Source organism: Blautia sp. CGZ-1-C1 (assembly GCF_056504575.1).
Window position 1 is genome coordinate 13,588 of the sequence record NZ_JBWLUT010000018.1, and the last position, 17,965, is coordinate 31,552.

General features: G+C 41.7%; 14 protein-coding genes and 1 pseudogene. 13 read left to right on the forward strand and 2 right to left on the reverse strand.

Features of this window, described 5'->3' with window-relative positions:
- The first annotated feature begins 11 nt into the window (after window positions 1-11).
- The 5 genes from AC058W_RS01015 (at window position 12) to AC058W_RS01035 (ending at window position 7,710) form a co-directional block, all read left to right on the forward strand.
- Window positions 12-317, forward strand: coding sequence for a YerC/YecD family TrpR-related protein (locus AC058W_RS01015; RefSeq protein WP_117674403.1), 306 nt, complete (start codon window positions 12-14; stop codon window positions 315-317).
- A gap of 301 nt (window positions 318-618) precedes the next feature.
- Window positions 619-948, forward strand: coding sequence for a hypothetical protein (locus tag AC058W_RS01020; protein ID WP_243100914.1), 330 nt, complete (start codon window positions 619-621; stop codon window positions 946-948).
- On the forward strand, window positions 945-4,130 hold the full coding sequence (lacZ, locus tag AC058W_RS01025) for a beta-galactosidase, LacZ type (RefSeq protein WP_117674404.1): 3,186 nt from the start codon (window positions 945-947) through the stop codon (window positions 4,128-4,130). Before AC058W_RS01020 ends, lacZ begins: the two co-directional genes overlap by 4 nt.
- 245 nt (window positions 4,131-4,375) lie before the next feature.
- On the forward strand, window positions 4,376-5,371 hold the full coding sequence (gene mgrA, locus AC058W_RS01030) for an L-glyceraldehyde 3-phosphate reductase (protein WP_479389577.1): 996 nt from the start codon (window positions 4,376-4,378) through the stop codon (window positions 5,369-5,371).
- A gap of 116 nt (window positions 5,372-5,487) precedes the next feature.
- Complete coding sequence (locus AC058W_RS01035) at window positions 5,488-7,710, forward strand: alpha-galactosidase (protein ID WP_117674406.1); 2,223 nt, start codon at window positions 5,488-5,490, stop codon at window positions 7,708-7,710.
- Window positions 7,711-7,749: 39 nt separating this feature from the next.
- Here the strand turns inward: AC058W_RS01035 and AC058W_RS01040 are convergent, their stop codons facing one another.
- Window positions 7,750-8,640: an AraC family transcriptional regulator gene (locus AC058W_RS01040; protein ID WP_118609332.1), complete on the reverse strand. Its 891-nt coding sequence runs from the start codon at window positions 8,638-8,640 to the stop codon at window positions 7,750-7,752.
- 242 nt (window positions 8,641-8,882) lie between these two features.
- On the opposite strand from AC058W_RS01040, the gene AC058W_RS01045 reads away from it, so the two are divergent.
- The 7 genes from AC058W_RS01045 to AC058W_RS01075 all read left to right on the forward strand — a co-directional run bounded on the left by AC058W_RS01045 (window position 8,883) and on the right by AC058W_RS01075 (window position 15,779).
- A complete protein-coding gene (locus AC058W_RS01045) occupies window positions 8,883-10,148 on the forward strand; it encodes an ABC transporter substrate-binding protein (protein WP_055199752.1) in 1,266 nt (421 codons plus the stop codon).
- A 165-nt stretch (window positions 10,149-10,313) separates the two neighbouring features.
- Window positions 10,314-11,207, forward strand: coding sequence for a carbohydrate ABC transporter permease (locus AC058W_RS01050; protein WP_055199751.1), 894 nt, complete (start codon window positions 10,314-10,316; stop codon window positions 11,205-11,207).
- A gap of 12 nt (window positions 11,208-11,219) precedes the next feature.
- Window positions 11,220-12,044, forward strand: a complete 825-nt coding sequence (locus AC058W_RS01055) for a carbohydrate ABC transporter permease (RefSeq protein ID WP_055199750.1) — start codon at window positions 11,220-11,222, stop codon at window positions 12,042-12,044.
- Between the two features lie 152 nt (window positions 12,045-12,196).
- The gene (locus AC058W_RS01060; protein WP_479389578.1) at window positions 12,197-12,862 is read left to right on the forward strand and encodes a YesL family protein; all 666 of its coding nucleotides are present in this window, start codon (window positions 12,197-12,199) and stop codon (window positions 12,860-12,862) included.
- A gap of 227 nt (window positions 12,863-13,089) precedes the next feature.
- Window positions 13,090-15,291, forward strand: coding sequence for an alpha-galactosidase (locus tag AC058W_RS01065; RefSeq protein ID WP_118609330.1), 2,202 nt, complete (start codon window positions 13,090-13,092; stop codon window positions 15,289-15,291).
- Window positions 15,292-15,333: 42 nt separating this feature from the next.
- Window positions 15,334-15,450 carry a hypothetical protein gene (locus AC058W_RS01070; RefSeq protein WP_479389580.1) on the forward strand — a complete coding sequence of 39 codons (117 nt, stop codon included), beginning with the start codon at window positions 15,334-15,336 and terminating at the stop codon, window positions 15,448-15,450.
- Between the two features lie 56 nt (window positions 15,451-15,506).
- Window positions 15,507-15,779: a hypothetical protein gene (locus AC058W_RS01075; RefSeq protein ID WP_479389581.1), complete on the forward strand. Its 273-nt coding sequence runs from the start codon at window positions 15,507-15,509 to the stop codon at window positions 15,777-15,779.
- Window positions 15,780-15,829: 50 nt separating this feature from the next.
- Here AC058W_RS01075 and AC058W_RS01080 read toward each other — a convergent pair.
- A pseudogene (locus AC058W_RS01080) lies at window positions 15,830-16,433 on the reverse strand (DUF1836 domain-containing protein); the annotation flags it as partial.
- A gap of 543 nt (window positions 16,434-16,976) precedes the next feature.
- On the opposite strand from AC058W_RS01080, the gene AC058W_RS01085 reads away from it, so the two are divergent.
- On the forward strand, window positions 16,977-17,965 hold a 989-nt coding region (locus AC058W_RS01085), incomplete at its 3' end, for an ATP-dependent helicase (RefSeq protein ID WP_479389579.1).

Here is a 17,965-nt window from a genome sequence, read left to right on the forward strand (position 1 = left end):
GGAGCAAAAAAATGAGTAAAAAAATCAGAACAGAGGCTGTAGATCAGCTTTTTGAAGCGATTTTATGCCTGAAGGATAAAGAAGAATGCTATACCTTCTTTGAAGATGTATGTACGATTAATGAACTTCTTTCATTATCACAGCGTTTTGAGGTTGCCAAGATGTTGATGGACAAGAGGACATATCTTGATATTTCCGAGAAGACCGGAGCTTCCACTGCAACGATCAGTCGTGTGAATCGTTCATTGAATTATGGAAATGATGGATATGAGATGGTGTTCTCCAGAATGGCGGAGAAGGACGCTGAAGGGAAATAGGATACAGAAGAGATAAAGCGTTTTAGGGCGTTTGAGAGAGCAGGCGGATGTTTTGGCCTGCTCTTTTTGTGTTATAAGTGGGAAGAGTAGAAAGATTAGAAAGATTAGATTAAGGGACGCGCAGAAAAATAGTTTCTTTCATGTGCGGTTTCGGACACTAAGATATTCTAAGGTATCGAAAATCCGCTAAAAGCATGAGAAGAAAAGTCTGGATTACTCGCTGGCGCTCAGACAAAGGACTTTTCTTCTCATAACGCGGATTTTTGATACCTAAGAATATCTAAGTATCCTGCAAATGCACATGAAAGAAACTATTTTTCTGCGCTGGTTACTGGATATATATATTTGTGTATTACGCTATATGCCAGCCGGAAGTCCTATTTTTCCGCTTCTTGGTGAGCGTCGGGTGCAGAATTATGGGACAGGTGTGGAGAATCTGCATTTTCATAATTTTATGGAAATTGGGTTTTGTTATTATGGGGATTGGATTCTTATGCTGGGTGAAAATGAAAAATATATGATCGAATTTGCAAACCGAATAGAAGAAGGAAATGTTATAATCGGAACTATAAGGAGCGATAAGGAATTAATAGGAATTCTAAAGATATTAAGATCAGGAGGAACAAGATGAAAACATTTGATTATTCACTGGTAAAAGATCCGCAGTATTTTTGCGATAACCGAATGGAAGCTCATTCAGATCATGTATATTATAAAGATAAAAAAGAGATGCAGGCTGCATTACAGGAAGGGGAGGGGACTTCTTTTCGTTACTGTCTGAATGGTCTGTGGAAGTTTCATTATGCCCGTAATTATGCAAATGTGATTCCAGGATTTGAAAAGGAAGAGTATTGTTGTTATGACTGGGAGGATATTCATGTACCGGCACATATCCAGATGGAAGGATATGATGCACCGCAGTATGCGAATGTTCAGTATCCATGGGAAGGACACGAGGAAATTCATCCGGGCGAGATTCCGGAGAGATTTAATCCGGTGGCAAGCTATGTGAAATATTTTACTGTACCGGCTCATATGAAAGGTAAGAGACTGTTTATTTCATTCCAGGGAGCAGAGAGTGGATTGGCACTCTGGCTGAACGGTACATTTATCGGATACAGTGAAGATTCTTTTACCCCGTCAGAATTTGAACTGACAGATTATGTGAAAGAAGGTCAGAATAAACTGGCTGCACAGGTATTTAAATGGACTTCCAGCAGCTGGTGTGAGGATCAGGATTTCTTCCGATTCTCAGGAATTTACAGAGATGTGTACCTTTACACAGTGCCGGATACTCACGCGTATGACCTTCAGATTCGTGCTATTCCGGAAGAAAATCTGGAATCAGCAGATATGGAAATCAAGGTAAAAACATGGGGAAAAGGAAGCATTACTTTTAAACTTGAAAAAGATGGCGAATGCATTCTGAAAGACAGAAAATTACTTTTGGAAGAAAATACTGATAAAATAATTGCCGCAGATGAAAGAAATGCAGGTGCGAATAAAGATACAAATGAAGACGCGACTGAAACACCGGGGATTTCGCATACATTAAAAACGAATAGCAGTAAAACCGCAGAGAGCAGCTATTTATGGAAAGTCAGCAACCCGGAATTCTGGAGTGCTGAAGATCCGCAGCTTTATGATCTTACAATAGAACTTTACGATGAAGCCGGAAATCTGCAGGAAGTGATTCCTCAGAAAGTGGGATTCAGACGTTTCGAAATGAAAGACGGAATCATGACGCTGAACGGAAAGCGTATCGTATTTAAGGGCGTAAACCGTCATGAGTTCAGTTCGGTCAGCGGAAGACATGTTTCAGAGGAGGAACTCCGTAAGGATCTTCGCATTATGAAGCAGAATAATATCAATGCCATCCGTACCTGCCATTATCCGGATACATCACTAATTTATCAGCTCTGTGATGAATATGGTATTTATATGATCGACGAGACAAATCTGGAATCTCATGGTTCCTGGGATACGGCGGAGTTTACAAAGGATTATACCCATGTTGTTCCTCATAACAAACCGGAATGGCTGGATATGATGCTTGACCGTGCCAACTCCATGTATCAGAGAGACAAGAATCATCCGGCAATCCTGATCTGGTCTTGTGGAAATGAATCTTTTGGCGGAAAAGATATCTATGAAATGTCTCAGCTTTTCCGTAAGAATGACCCTACCCGCCTGGTACATTATGAGGGACTTTTCCATGACCGTAGTTATAATGATACCAGTGATATGGAAAGCCAGATGTATCCATCTGTAGAAGCAATCAAAGAGTTCCTGGCAAAGGATGACAGCAAACCGTTTATCTGCTGTGAATACACACATGCCATGGGAAATTCCTGCGGTGCCATGCACAAATATACTGACCTGACAGATACAGAGCCCAAATATCAGGGTGGATTTATCTGGGATTACATTGACCAGTCTATTTATAAGAAAGACCGCTATGGAAAAGAGTTCCAGGCATATGGCGGTGATTTCGGAGAACGCCCTACAGACTATAATTTCAGTGGCAACGGAATTGCATATGGCGGTGACAGAGAGCCATCTCCAAAGATGCAGGAAGTGAAATTCAATTATCAGAATATTACTGCAGAGGTGACAGCTGACACAGTAAAAGTGATTAACAAGAACCTCTTTGTAAACACAGATACTTTTGACTGTAAGGTAACACTTGCAAAGAATGGAAAAGTGATCCGTACAGAAGCACTGGAAACAGCAGTTGAGCCATTGAGCGAGAAAGAATATAAACTGCCTTTTGAAACAGCAGAAGTAGCCGGAGAATATACAGTTACTGTTTCCTTCCATCTGAAAGAGGAAAAAGTGTGGGCATCTGCAGGTCATGAGATCGCGTTTGGACAGCATGTATATAAGGTACAGGAAAATGCTTCAGCAGAAACAGCAGCTGCGAAGCCGCAGATCATCCGAAGCACACACAATATTGGTGTCCGCGGCGAGCACTTTGAAGTAATGTTCTCCGTCCTCAATGGTGGGCTGGTCTCCTACAAATATGCGGGTAAAGAGATGATCGAAGCAATCCCGAAACCAAACTTCTGGCGCGCACCAACAGATAATGACTGTGGAAATCTTATGCAGATGCGCTACGCACAGTGGAAAGTCGCCAGTATGTATTTAAGCCACAAAGAATACAGAAAAGGTGCATACGGTCCATCCAATTCACCACAGGCAGAAGAAACAGACCACTCTGTAAAAGTAACTTTTACTTATCTGATGCCAACCACACCAGCCAGTGAGTGTCAGCTCACCTACGAAGTATTCGGAGATGGAAAGGTGAAGACAACTTTAACTTATGATCCGGTAAAAGAACTTGGCGATATGCCGGAATTTGGCGTGATGTTTAAGTTCAATGCAGACTATGATAATGTTCAGTGGTATGGACTGGGAGAAGCTGAAACCTATGCAGACCGTAAAAAAGGTGCAAAACTCGGCATTTACCAGAATAAAGTTGTGGACAACATGGCAAGATACATGGTGCCGCAGGAATGTGGTGCAAAAGAGGAAGTACGCTGGGCAAAGATCACAGACCGCAAGGGCAGAGGAATGTACTTCGAGATGGATGGAGAACCAGTGATGTTCTCGGCACTTCCATACACTCCGCATGAGATGGAAAATGCCATGCATCCATACGAACTCCCGCAGATTCATTACACAGTAGTACGCATAGCCAAAGGCCAGATGGGAATCGGCGGCGACGACAGCTGGGGAGCATATACCCATCCGGAATATCTGCTGAATACAGACGGAAAGATGGAATTCTCCTTTAGCTTTAAAGGAATTTAATATAGTTTATTTATTTAAAAAGCCATTTTCAGTCAGAAAGTGGCTTTTTAAATAATGCTAATAACATTTGTTGAAAATAAGTGGAACAGGATGTATCATTACAGAGAAAGAGTAAATCAAGTACATTGTTGTGTAAATAACTGTGTTAATTGCGTAGACGAGCGAGTGGTACAGTTATTTCGATAGAGAATGATAACAATAATATTCGGATTCGAAATACTGTACGAAAAGGGAGGAATTATCTTATGCATCAGGCAGAGGAAAAACGTTATGAAGCTATGAAATACCACCGCTGTGGTGCCAGTGGGCTGATGCTGCCGGAGTTATCTCTGGGTTTATGGCATAATTTTGGAGATACCGGTGTTTATGAGAATATGAAGCAGATGTGCTTCACAGCATTTGATAATGGAATTACACATTTTGACCTTGCAAACAACTATGGTCCACAGCCTGGAAGTGCGGAGGCAAATTTTGGAAAAATCCTGAGAGAGGAATTTTCTGCATACAGAGATGAGCTGATCGTCAGCACAAAGGCCGGTTACGACATGTGGCCGGGACCTTATGGAAACTGGGGAAGCCGTAAGTATCTGATCGCCAGTCTTGACCAGAGCCTGAAACGTCTTGGCCTGGATTATGTAGATATCTTCTATCATCATAGAATGGATCCGGAGACTCCTCTTGAGGAGACCATGGAGACTCTAGCACAGATCGTCAGAGGCGGAAAAGCATTGTATGTTGGAATTTCCAACTATGATGGTGAGACAATGAAACGCGCCGCAGATATTCTGGAGGAATTGCACTGTCCGTTTATCATTAATCAGAATTCATATAATATTTTTAACAGAACGATTGAGAAAAATGGTCTGAAACAGGCAGCAGCAGAAAAGAAAAAGGGAATTATTTCTTTTAGCCCTCTGGCGCAGGGAATGCTCACAGACCGTTATTTGAATGGAATTCCAAAGGACAGCCGCGTCAACACAGACGGGCGTTTTCTCCATGCAGACCAGTTCAGTGAGGAACGTCTTAACAGTATTCGCAGTCTGAATGCAATTGCAGTAGAAAGAGGCGAAAGCCTTGCTCAGATGGCACTGAAATGGATTCTCCGCGATGGAATTGTAACCAGTGTGCTTATAGGAGCATCCCGTCCACAGCAGATTCTTGAGAATCTGAAGGTGCTGGACAGCGCATCCTTCAGTGAAGAGGAATTGAAAAAAATTGACGAAAATTCATTGGCATTATAATAAATATCCGCTTGACAGAGTATTTGCTTAAATGATATGAAATAGTAATATAATCTGAATTGCATTATTTTCTGGAATTATCAGTGAATAACCAAAGATGCGGAAAGGGGATAGTTATGAGTATTATTTTTCATGAAAGTTCAAAGACATTCCATTTATACAACAATGAAATCAGTTATATTATGTGTGTGCTTCCAAATGGACATATTGGAAATCTCTATTTTGGGAAAAGAATTCATGACAGAGAAGATTTTTCATATCTTCTTGAGATGAAGCAGCGACCAATGACAGCCTGTGTTTATGAGGGAAACCGCAAATTTTCGCTGGAGCATCTGAAACTGGAATATCCGGTGTATGGAAGCTCTGATTACCGTTATCCGGCAGTGGAAATCCTTCAGGAAAACGGCAGCAGAATCTCGGAATTTACTTATGTCAGTCACACGGTTACAGATGGAAAGCCAAAGCTTTCAGGACTTCCGGCTACTTATACAGAGAATGACGAAGAAGCCCAGACCTTATGTATAAAACTGAAAGATGAAGTAACAGGAATTGTACTGGAATTGCTTTATACTATTTTTGCACAGGGGGGAATCATTACCAGAAGTGTCAGATTCATCAATGAAGGAACATCCCCTGTACATCTGTTAAATGCAATGAGCCTTAGTCTTGATCTGCCGGACAAGGATTATGTGTGGATGCAGTTTTCAGGTGCATGGTCCAGAGAACGTCATGTGAAAGAGCGCAGACTGGAGCAGGGAATCCAGTCTGTAGGAAGCATCAGAGGAAATTCTTCCCATGAACATAATCCCTTTATTGTGCTCCGACGTCCGTCAGCAACAGAAAATGCAGGAGAAGTGATGGGATTCAGTCTGATCTACAGTGGAAATCACAGAATGCAGGCAGAGGTGGATACTCATGATACAACCCGCATCACTGTGGGGATCAATCCGCAGAACTTTGACTGGAAGCTGGACTGTGGTGAGAACTTTCAGACTCCGGAAGCAGTAATAGTATTTTCTGATAAGGGTCTGAATGGAATGAGCCAGACCTTCCATAAATTATATCAGAAGAGACTGGCAAGAGGTTACTGGAGAGACCGTCCAAGACCAATCCTTAACAATAACTGGGAAGCTACTTATTTTGATTTTACAGAGGACCGTTTGGTGGAAATCGCAGCAAAGGCAAAGGAATGCGGCGTTGAATTATTTGTACTGGATGACGGATGGTTCGGTGCACGAAGCAACGATTATGCAGGACTTGGTGACTGGGTAGCAAACAGAGAGCGTCTTCCGCAGGGAATCAAGGGAATCGCAGACAGGATTGAAGAGATGGGTATGAAATTTGGTCTGTGGTTTGAGCCGGAGATGGTGAACAAGGATTCAGATCTTTATCGTGCACATCCGGACTGGATTCTGCAGACACCGCAGAGGCATTCCTGTCATGGCAGAAATCAGTATGTGTTGGATTTTTCCAGAAAAGAAGTAGTGGACTGTATTTATGAGATGATGTATAAAATTCTCTCAGAAGCGAAGGTTTCCTACATCAAATGGGATATGAACAGAAGTATCACGGAATGTTATTCGGCTGCACTTCCTGCAGACCGTCAGGGAGAAGTATTTCACAGATATATTCTCGGAGTTTATGATCTGTATGAGCGGTTAAATACTGCATTTCCTCAGATCCTCTTTGAGTCCTGCGCAAGCGGCGGCGGGCGTTTTGACCCGGGAATCCTTTATTATGCGCCACAGGGATGGACAAGCGATGATACAGATGCGGCAGAGCGTGTGAAAATCCAGTATGGCACAAGTATGTGTTATCCGGTAAGTTCCATGGGAAGTCATGTATCTGTAGTACCAAACCATCAGTTAAACCGCAAAACTCCGTTACATACGAGAGCAAATGTAGCTTATTTTGGAACTTTCGGATATGAGCTGGATCTGAATAAACTGTCTGATGAGGAAATCAGTGAAGTAAAACAGCAGATCACTTTTATGAAAGAATACAGAGAACTGATTCAGTTTGGAACTTTTTACAGACTGAAGAGTCCTTTTGAGGGCAATGAAACTGTGTGGATGACCGTCAGCGAGGACAAAAAAACAGCGCTGGTGTTCTGGTACAGGGAAAGAAATGTAGTAAACGCAGATTTTACCAGAGTACGGCTTCAGGGACTGGATCCGGATTTTATCTACAGAAATGAGTATAATGGAACAGAAAACTACGGGGATGAGCTGATGAATCTGGGACTGCTTACCACAGATTGTACAGCAGGTGAACCCACAAGTGAAGATGAACCATGCACAGACTATGAATCCAGGATTTATGTTTTAACTGCAAAGTAAAAAGTGAAAAGCAGGCAAATGATCTGATCATTTGCCTGCTTATTGTTTTTCGTCATATTTATCGATGGTTTCTTTAAGCGTCTTATAGTTTTTGGGACTCATTCCGAATTTCTTTTTAAAAGCCTTGGAAAAAACCAACTGGTCTTCATATCCTACAGAATTGGAAACCTCTTTTATAGACAAACTGGTGCTGACCAGAAGACTGGCTGCTTTATGCATCTTATAATCAATGAGGAAGGTCTGTGCGGATATTCCAAGCTCTTTCTGAAAGGAACTGTTCAGATAGGCGCGGCTGATTCCGATATTATCTGCAATATCAGAAATCCCGATTCCCTTTTGATACATATCTTTAATATATTCAATGGCAAGTTCCGCGTAAACACTGGTGCTGTAGGCATATTTGGCATTTTTTCTGCTTTGGGCAGACTGCTTTTCATGAAAGTCGACAAGCTCGGCTAACAGCAGAATCAGATAAGCCTGACGCTTCAGATCATTGGCTTTGGAAAGCTGCTTATGATCCAGCATATAATCAATGTGCTTCAGAATTATTTTCTGATTCGGTGCAGGAAGCACTAATTGATTTTTGGAAAATCCACATTCTCTTACCATTGAGTGAGCACGGATTCCACGAAAACCGATCCAGGCATAAGTCCAGGGATGGGTTTCATCAGCTCCGTATGTGATTGGTTCATTTGGATAAATTACAAACATCTGTCCGGGAGTAAGGCTCCAGGTCTGACCTCCGGCAGAATAAAATCCGGTACCGTCCAGTACAAAATGGATGATAAACTCGTCTCTTGGCATGGAACAGATATGTCCGGGTGGGCAGTGCTCTTTGCCCGTATGGATCAGACTGATATCAAGGGAACCCTCTTTCAGATTTTCAAGACAGCGAAAAGTAGCGCTGTCAGTATATTTTACATTTGGCATTTGCACCATTCCTTTTTTATTTTCTTTGACTGGGGATATTATTGATATAAAGACATATGGATTCATATCCTGTAAATACGCACAAATTCAAGTCGTTGTTGACATTTTACCATATATTCAGCGTTTTTTCCATAACGATTATGACATAAATTCATTTCATTAGTCCATTTAAAAAAATAGACAAAAACGTATAATAAGAATCACAAGGAACACGTCGAAACGACGAATAAAGGAGGATGTATATGAGAAAAAACATGAAAAAACTCACAGTCGCAACAGTGATCGGTGCTATGACAGTTACAGCACTTGCACCGGTAAGTGCACAGGCGAAAGACAAAACTCTGACAGTTGCAATCTGGGATAACGGACAGAAAGCCGGACTTCAGGAGATCATGGATGAGTTTACAAAAGAGACAGGAATTAAAACTGAACTTCAGGTAGTAGAGTGGAGCAGCTACTGGACACTTCTTGAAGCAGGTGCATCAGGCGGAGATATGCCGGACGTATTCTGGATGCATTCCAACGAAGCAGTAAGATATATGTCCAATGATATCTTACTTGATCTGACAGACAAGGTTGCAGACAGCGACAAACTGGAAATGGACAAATTCCCGGAAGATATCAAGGAAATGTATCAGTGGGACGGAAAAACATACGCAGTACCGAAGGATATCGACACAATCGCTATGTGGTATAACAAAGATATGTTTGATGAAGCAGGAATCGACTATCCGGACGGAAGCTGGACATGGGATGAATTCTATGATATCGCAGAGAAACTTACAAAAGAAGACGGAAGCCAGTATGGTTTCGCAGCAAACCCGTCTAACGAGCAGGATACATGGATGAATATTATCTACTCCATGGGCGGATGTGTACTGACAGATGATAACAAATCCGGTTTTGATGATCCTAATACTATCAAGGCAATGGAATTCGTTGACAAATGCGTTAAAAATGTAATGCCTCCTGCATCTACAATGTCCGAAACAGGTACAGACGTACTCTTCGGATCTGGTAAAGTAGCTATGATCTCTCAGGGATCCTGGATGGTATCTGGTTTCAAAGACAACGATTATATCAAAGAACACTGTGATGTAGCAAGACTTCCGAAAGACGCTGAGACAGGCAGAAGCGTATCTCTTTACAATGGTCTTGGATGGGCTGCTTCTGCAAACACAGATATGCCGGACGAAGCTTTCCAGCTTATTGAGTGGTTCGGTACAAAAGACATGCAGCAGAAACAGGCTGACCTTGGTGTAACAATGGCAGCTTACGAAGGAATGTCCGATGGATGGGTTAACAGTGTTGACTGCTTCAACTTACAGCCATACATGGATGCAATGGATGACATCGTATTCAGACCACACACAAATGCAACACTTGCATGGTGGAACCCAATGTGTGAAGAACTGAAGAAACCATGGAATGATGAGGAAAGCATGGATGATGCATGCAAGAACATCGTTACTATTATGAATGATGCCATTGCAGAAGAGTCCTATTAATTAATGTTTAACAAAACCATTCATAAAAAATAAGAAACAGAAAAGCTGCCGCAGAAAAGATTCCGATCATGTGATAACCGCAGAAGTCACAACAGGTATGCAGATATGCGGCAGTTTTCCATTCAAATCAGCAACAAAATTTTATGATAAGAAGGAGTGAGAGCCGTGGCAAATCCAAAAAAAGGTACCAGTCAGGCGCGGAATGAATTCATCTGGGGATGGGCGTTCATTCTTCCTACAATGCTTGGTCTGATCATCTTAAATATCTATCCGATTTTTAAGACCATTTATGAGAGCTTTTTCAAGACCGGAGATTTCGGTAAGGGAAATATCTTCATTGGTTTTGACAACTATGTAAAGCTGTTCCACGATGCGGAAGTCTGGCAGGCATTATTAAATACATTTAAATATGCCATTGTGGAAGTTCCGTTTTCCATTGCCATCGCACTGGTACTGGCAGTTTTATTAAACCGTAAAATGAAAGGCCGTGCTGTTTACAGAACTATTTTCTTCCTGCCTATGGTTGCTGCTCCGGCTGCGATCGCCATGGTATGGAGATGGCTGTTTAACTCAGAATTTGGTCTTCTGAATCACATTTTCCATACAAAGATTAACTGGATTTCTGATCCGAAGATTGCAGTTTATGCGATCGCAGTGATCGGTGTATGGTCCATCATTGGTTACAATATGGTACTTTTCCTGTCTGGTCTGCAGGAAATCCCAAGAGATTATTATGAAGCAGCAAGCATTGACGGAGCAACTGGTGTGAAACAGTTCTTCCATATTACAATCCCGCTGCTTTCGCCGACCATCTTCTTTGTAATGGTTACCCGTGTCATCGGCGCCATGCAGGTATTCGATCTGATCTTTATGGTTATGGACAGAAACAATCCTGCACTTTACAAAACACAGTCACTTGTTTATCTGTTCTACCAGAATTCCTTTGTACAGAATAACAAAGGCTATGGTTCAACAATCGTCGTACTTCTTCTGGTTGTGATTATGATTATGACAGTATTCCAGAACATTGCGCAGAAGAAGTGGGTTCACTATAATTAAGGAGGGATAATTATGTCAGCAAGAGATAAAGCAAACAGAGTTCTGATCCATGTTATCCTGATACTGGTATCTATTACCATGCTGGTTCCTTTCTTATGGATGATCCTGACAGCTTTCAAAACCATGACAGAGGCAACTTCTGTCAACCCGTTCGTAATCCTCCCGTCTACATGGAGATGGGACAGCTTTAAAGAAGTTATTGAAAATATGGATTTCTTACATCTGTATATCAATACATTGCTTCTGATCCTGGGCCGTGTTGTATGCGCAGTTCTGACAGCAACACTGGCAGGCTATGCATTTGGACGTCTGAACTTCAGGGGGAAAAACCTGATGTTCTCTCTGGTACTTTTCCAGATGATGGTTCCTGGACAGATCTTCATTATCCCACAGTACTTAATGGTAAGTAAAATGGGAATGCTCAATACCATTTTTGCCCTGGTATTTCCCGGTATTGTTACTGCATTTGGTACATTCCTCCTCAAACAGGCTTATATGGGACTTCCGAAAGATCTGGAAGAGGCTGCACGTCTTGATGGATGTAACATCGGCCAGACCTTCCTGTTCATCATGGCTCCTCTGACACGTTCTTCCATGGTGGCACTGGGAATCTTCACAGCAGTATTTGCATACAAAGACCTGATGTGGCCTCTGATCTGTAACAAGGATGTAATGCCTCTGTCAGCAGCACTTGCAAAAATGCAGGGACAGTACACCAACAATTATCCGCAGCTGATGGCGGCATCTCTGCTTGCATGTATTCCGATGATCGTACTGTATCTGATTTTCCAGAAACAGTTCATCGAAGGTATTGCAACATCTGGTGGTAAACTGTAATAAAATCTGAGCAGTACAGGCAGGCTTTGTTATAAAATTAGAACGAGTATAACAGGGCTTGCCTGAAACTGGATTTGATAAAGTTCAGAGAAAGTAAACTGAAATATAAAACAAAAGAAGATAAATGACAGGAAAGGAAGAGGTAGATAGAAATGAAACCAGGAAGTCTCTTTGACAGAATATTCGGATTTTTAGGTCAGTTAATCGCATTAAATTTGCTGTGGATCGTGTGCTCTCTTCCGATTATCACAGCAGGGGCATCCACCACTGCATTATTTTACTGTACATTGAAACTCCATAAAGATGGAGATATCAGAGTACTTCATGATTTTTTTAAGAGTTTTAAGCAGAATTTCAGGCAGTCCACACTGATCTGGATTCTGATGGCTGCAGCAAGAATATTTATTTATATGGAAAAAGAAGCTCTGGCAACAATGCCGGGATCCATGTCACAGATCTTTAATTATGTGATCTTTGCGGTCTATATTCCTCTGGTGGTAGTTGCACTGTATGTATTTCCAACAGTTGCAGCATTCGAAAATAAAACAATGACTTTGATCACAAACGCATTTTATTTTGCGGTTAAACATATAGGCTATGCATTAGCTGTGGCAGTGATCACAATCCTGCCAATGACAATGACACTTGTAGATGCAAAACTTTTCCCGATATATCTGCTGATCTGGCTGATGTTTGGATTCTCTCTGACTGCCTATGCAGACTCCTGGTTTATGTGGAAACTGTTCAAACCCTACTTCAAAGAGGAGGAAGAGGAACATCACTATGTGGACACAGAACCTGATCAGTATGCGTTTTAACCGAATCAAGTAAGTCCCCTGCTTCAATTGCGAAAAGCAATAAGCAGTGGGTGGGGACTTGCTTGTATCAGGAGGAGTGCAAGCTCCTTCTGATAAACTGCGAAGCAGTTATTCGGTTATGAGCAAGTAGCAAAGCGGATTGCGAATATCCGCTTGACAAAAATAGATAGACATCTATAAAGAACATCTATAAAATAGAAAGAACAAAGAAATGAGAGGTACAGAGTATGGAATGGATTAAATATCACGAGGCAGAAAAAGTATTCGACCTGAGAACAGAGCACAGCACTTATCAGATGCAGGTAAGAGAGTATGATACTCTGGTTCATCTGTATTATGGAAGTCCGGTAGGCGATGCGCTGATCACAGACAGGATCGTATGTGTGGACAGAGGATTTTCAGGAAATCCTTATGAAGCAGAAAAGGACAAAACATTTTCATTAGATACCCTGCCACAGGAATATACTACATATGGAAATGGTGATTATCGTATCAATGGCCTGGAGACAGAGCAGGCAGACGGCAGTGATACTGCAAATCTGAAATTTGAGTCCTATGAGATCACAAAAGGAAAGTACAGCCTGAAAGGGCTTCCTGCAATGTTTGCAAAGGAAGATGAGGCAGAGACTTTGGAAATTGTTCTGACAGACCGTGCCAGCGGACTGAAAGCACATCTTCTCTATGGTGTATTTCCCCATCTTGATGTGATCACCAGAGCGGTACGCCTGGAAAATACAGGTACAGCACCGGTTACAGTAAAAAAAGCAATGTCTATGGAAATGGACTATGAATACAGAGAACTGGATGTAGTCCACTTCTATGGCAGACATAATGTGGAGCGACAGATGGAGAGAACTCATCTTGGCCATGGCAACTGGTCTGTGGGAAGTATCCGCGGCACCTCCAGCCATCATCACAATCCATTTGTGATCCTCTGTGACAGAAATACAGAGGAAACTTATGGAAACTGCTATGGATATGCACTTGCATACAGTGGAAACTTCTTATTTGAAACAGAGGTGGACCAGGTAGGACACACCCGTATGGCAATGGGAATTCATCCTTATCATTTCTCCTGGACACTGGAACAGGGGGAGAGTTTTGAGACACCGGAAGTGATCATGGCATACTCAGCAGAAGGCTTCGGAAAACTTTCCAGAATCTATCATGATGCATACAGAAGCAATCTGATCCGCAGTAAGTATACAGAGCAGCCAAGACCGATCCTGGTAAATAACTGGGAAGCAACTTATTTTGATTTTGACGCAGATAAGATTTACCACATTGCAGAAGAGGCAAAAAATATTGGACTGGATATGTTTGTCCTGGATGACGGATGGTTTGGAAAGAGAGATAATGACTGGTGCGCACTTGGTGACTGGGAAGTAAATGAAGAGAAGATTAAAGGCGGACTTCCTGCACTTGCAGAGAAAATCCATGGTCTTGGCCTTAAATTTGGTCTCTGGGTAGAGCCGGAGATGATTTCCGAGGACAGTGATCTCTACAGAGAACATCCGGACTGGGCACTGAAGATTCCGGGACGTGCCATGAATCGAAGCAGATATCAGTTAAATCTGGATATCACCAGAAAAGAAGTACGTGAACACATTATGAACCAGATCTTTAAGGTTCTGGATGCATGCAAGGCTGATTATGTGAAATGGGATATGAACCGAAGTGTAGATAACGTGTTCTCAGCAGCTCTTCCAAAGGAACGTCAGGGAGAGGTTTACCACAGATATGTGCTGGCTGTCTATGAAATGATGGAAAGCCTGGTACAGAGATATCCGGATCTTCTGTTTGAGTCCTGCTCAGGCGGAGGCGGAAGATTTGAGGCGGGAATGCTTTACTACTCTCCACAGATCTGGTGCAGTGATAATACAGATGCCATTGACAGACTGAAAATCCAGTATGGAACTTCCTTCGGATACCCGATCAGCACCATGGGTGCTCATGTCAGTGTATGCCCGAATCATCAGTCCGGAAGAACTACTCCATTTGAGACAAGAGGGATTGTTGCATCTGCCGGTACATTTGGCTATGAACTTGATCTGATGAAGATGTCCGAGGAAGATAAGAAGATCGCGAAAGAACAGATTCTGAAGTATAAAGAAATGGAGCATCTGGTACAGTCAGGAGACTATTATCGTCTGGTGAACCCATTTGAAAACAACAATCATGTACTTTGGCAGTTCGTATCAAAAGATAAGAAAGAAACAGTGGTGTGCGGAGTAAGACTTCACAGTGAAGCAAATCCTTATATTTATCTTTTCTACCCACAGGGACTGGATGCGGATATGAAATACGAAGACACAGCAACAGGAAAAGTATACACAGGCGCAGCCCTTATGAAAGCCGGTCTGCCACTGCCATTGACAACAGGCGATTACCAGCCGATTAAATTTACATTTAAGGCAGTGGAGAAATAAGAAATATCATTTAATAGAGATAAAATATCTTGTGTTGTTGAAATAAGCTTTGATGCAGAGCCGGTATTTGTTCATGCAAATCCACAGGTAAGAGCAGACAATGCAAAAGCAGCAGTTGTAAAGGGACCTTTGGTATATTGTATGGAGGGAAATAGATAATGGGGAGAATCTTTCTTCTGTTATGGTCAATGTAAATCAGAATATTGAAGAAACATATGATAATGAACTTTTGGAAGGATGCAGTGTGCTCTCATATAACTGGCAAAAAGATTTCTGATAAAGGTTGGGATGAAGAAACATTGTATCGGAACAGGAAAATAGATTTGGAAGACATCAAATGTCAAAATTGGTTCCAGATTGTTATTGGGGAAAGTCGCGAGAATGGAGAAATGCTTGGTGTGGATGAAGGAACTATTTCAGGTGGGATAACCATAAAAAATAGTATAAGAATCCAAAGGAGAACGGCAAAATATGCAGTCTCCTTTTGAGTATATAGAACAGTTGAATTTAGCATTGTAAGTTGATTTATTTCTTCTTTTTTATCTTTCTGTTCAGGTGTTGGGTTCATTCCGTCTATCAGGTGCTCGATCATCATCTTTTTTACATAAACATCGAAGCTCAGCAGGCAGATAAAGGAAAATCTCTTAAGGTTCTCCTGACTTCTTCGTCTGCATCAGAGAAGGTATCCGGGCGGATTTGTATTTACGCAGCAGATCTTTCTTCAGAGATTCAATTTGCTCTTTTTCCATGCTGAAAACTTCATTATAAATATAAGTCATATCTTTCTCAGTCATGGACTTGAAATATTTCTGTGCGATCGGTGTGAGCAGAGTCTGAATATCATTGATCGATAAAATATTCTTGAAATAATAAATAAAAATCAGCATCAGGATATGCTCACGGGAATAACGTTTCTTCTCCGGTGGAGGGAGGAGTTTATTCTTAGCGTAATTGTTAATCATAGTTTTGGTAAGGATCTTATCATCTTCGTAACGCTTGGTGGAGGCAAGTTGTCTTCTCATAAAGGTTGTCACCTGATCCATGTATAATTCGATATTTGGAATATCTTCCAGTTTAATATAATCAATTCTGGACACACTTGCCAGAATACTGTTTATCATATCTTTTTCATCAATTGTCATCTTTTAATCACCTCTGTTCCTTATTATATAGTTTTAAATACTACTTGTAAATGTTTTTTTTACTCAATAGTTAAAATAAATTGTCACCGGGTTACTGTTCACACACCACTATCCCGCGAGGTGTTTTGGCATAAATATGCCAAAATCCCGAGACATACAAGCCAAAATTCCATTGCCGCAGGCAATCTGGAATGAATTTTGGCTACGTTACTGAGAACGGAGTGAACAGTAACGTTACCGGGCATGGAGTAAGTAGTAATACATAATTTTGTGGAATATACTTCTGATTTTCCAGAATATGGAACAGACAATGACAATTGGAAAATTATATAGAAATTTCTAATCGTAAATAGTTGTAGCTACTTTGGTTTTTGTGTATAATTGTGAAGATATTGGGCTGATGCGCGTAAAGAGAATTGCTGTCTACCGATAGCAGGCAAATATAATGCGCAGAAAGACCATGATGAGGAACAGAGCAAATAGTAACTCGGCGAGTATGCTCTACGATAATTGTCCTGGAGTATACGGGAGATAGGAGAGAAAATGAGTGACATTTACAGTACATTAAATCCCCAGCAGCAGGAAGCGGTCTACCATACAGAGGGACCGCTGCTGATCCTGGCGGGAGCGGGTTCGGGAAAGACGAGGGTGCTTACCCACCGCATTGCATACCTGATAGATGAAAAGGGCGTAAATCCCTGGAATATCCTGGCTATCACTTTTACAAACAAAGCAGCCAGTGAAATGAGAGAGCGTGTAGATAAGATCGTGGGATTCGGCTCAGAGAGTATCTGGGTATCTACCTTCCATTCTACCTGCGTGCGTATCCTGCGCAGACATATTGACAGGCTTGGCTTTGATAACAGGTTTGCCATTTACGACACCGAAGATCAGAAGACTCTGATGAAAGAAATCTGCAGAAAGCTGAATATCGACACCAAGATATATAAGGAACGTTCCCTTCTGGCACAGATTTCCCATGCGAAAGATGAGCTGATCACACCGGATGAAATGGAACTGAATGCAGGCAGTGATTTTAATAAGAAGAAAGTGGCAGCAGTATACAGGGAATATCAGGCATCACTGCGGAAAAATAACGCGCTGGATTTCGATGATCTGATCGTAAAGACCGTAGAACTTTTCCAGAATTGTGGAGATGTTCTTGAGAATTATCAGGAACGTTTCAAATACATCATGGTGGATGAGTATCAGGATACCAATACCGCACAGTTTAAATTTGTAAGTCTGCTGGCTTCCAAATATGAGAATCTCTGCGTAGTCGGTGACGATGACCAGTCTATCTATAAGTTCCGTGGGGCAAACATTGGAAATATTCTTGGATTTGAGCACGTTTTCCCGGATGCAAAAGTGATTCGTCTGGAGCAGAATTACCGTTCTACCAAGAATATCCTGAGTGCGGCCAATGAAGTGATTGCAAATAATGCCTCACGTAAATCGAAGACACTCTGGACAGAGAATCCGGAAGGTGATCTGATTCATTTCCGCCAGTTTATGATGTGGATGAAGGCAAT

Bases quoted from the DNA above. Each gene is read 5' to 3' on its own strand.
- AC058W_RS01015 (WP_117674403.1), top strand. From the start codon at position 12: ATGAGTAAAAAAATCAGAACAGAGGCTGTAGATCAGCTTTTTGAAGCG.
- AC058W_RS01020 (WP_243100914.1), top strand. From the start codon at position 619: ATGAAAGAAACTATTTTTCTGCGCTGGTTACTGGATATATATATTTGT.
- lacZ (WP_117674404.1), top strand. From the start codon at position 945: ATGAAAACATTTGATTATTCACTGGTAAAAGATCCGCAGTATTTTTGC.
- mgrA (WP_479389577.1), top strand. From the start codon at position 4,376: ATGCATCAGGCAGAGGAAAAACGTTATGAAGCTATGAAATACCACCGC.
- AC058W_RS01035 (WP_117674406.1), top strand. From the start codon at position 5,488: ATGAGTATTATTTTTCATGAAAGTTCAAAGACATTCCATTTATACAAC.
- AC058W_RS01040 (WP_118609332.1), bottom strand. From the start codon at position 8,640: ATGCCAAATGTAAAATATACTGACAGCGCTACTTTTCGCTGTCTTGAA.
- AC058W_RS01045 (WP_055199752.1), top strand. From the start codon at position 8,883: ATGAGAAAAAACATGAAAAAACTCACAGTCGCAACAGTGATCGGTGCT.
- AC058W_RS01055 (WP_055199750.1), top strand. From the start codon at position 11,220: ATGTCAGCAAGAGATAAAGCAAACAGAGTTCTGATCCATGTTATCCTG.
- AC058W_RS01060 (WP_479389578.1), top strand. From the start codon at position 12,197: ATGAAACCAGGAAGTCTCTTTGACAGAATATTCGGATTTTTAGGTCAG.
- AC058W_RS01065 (WP_118609330.1), top strand. From the start codon at position 13,090: ATGGAATGGATTAAATATCACGAGGCAGAAAAAGTATTCGACCTGAGA.
- AC058W_RS01075 (WP_479389581.1), top strand. From the start codon at position 15,507: ATGATAATGAACTTTTGGAAGGATGCAGTGTGCTCTCATATAACTGGC.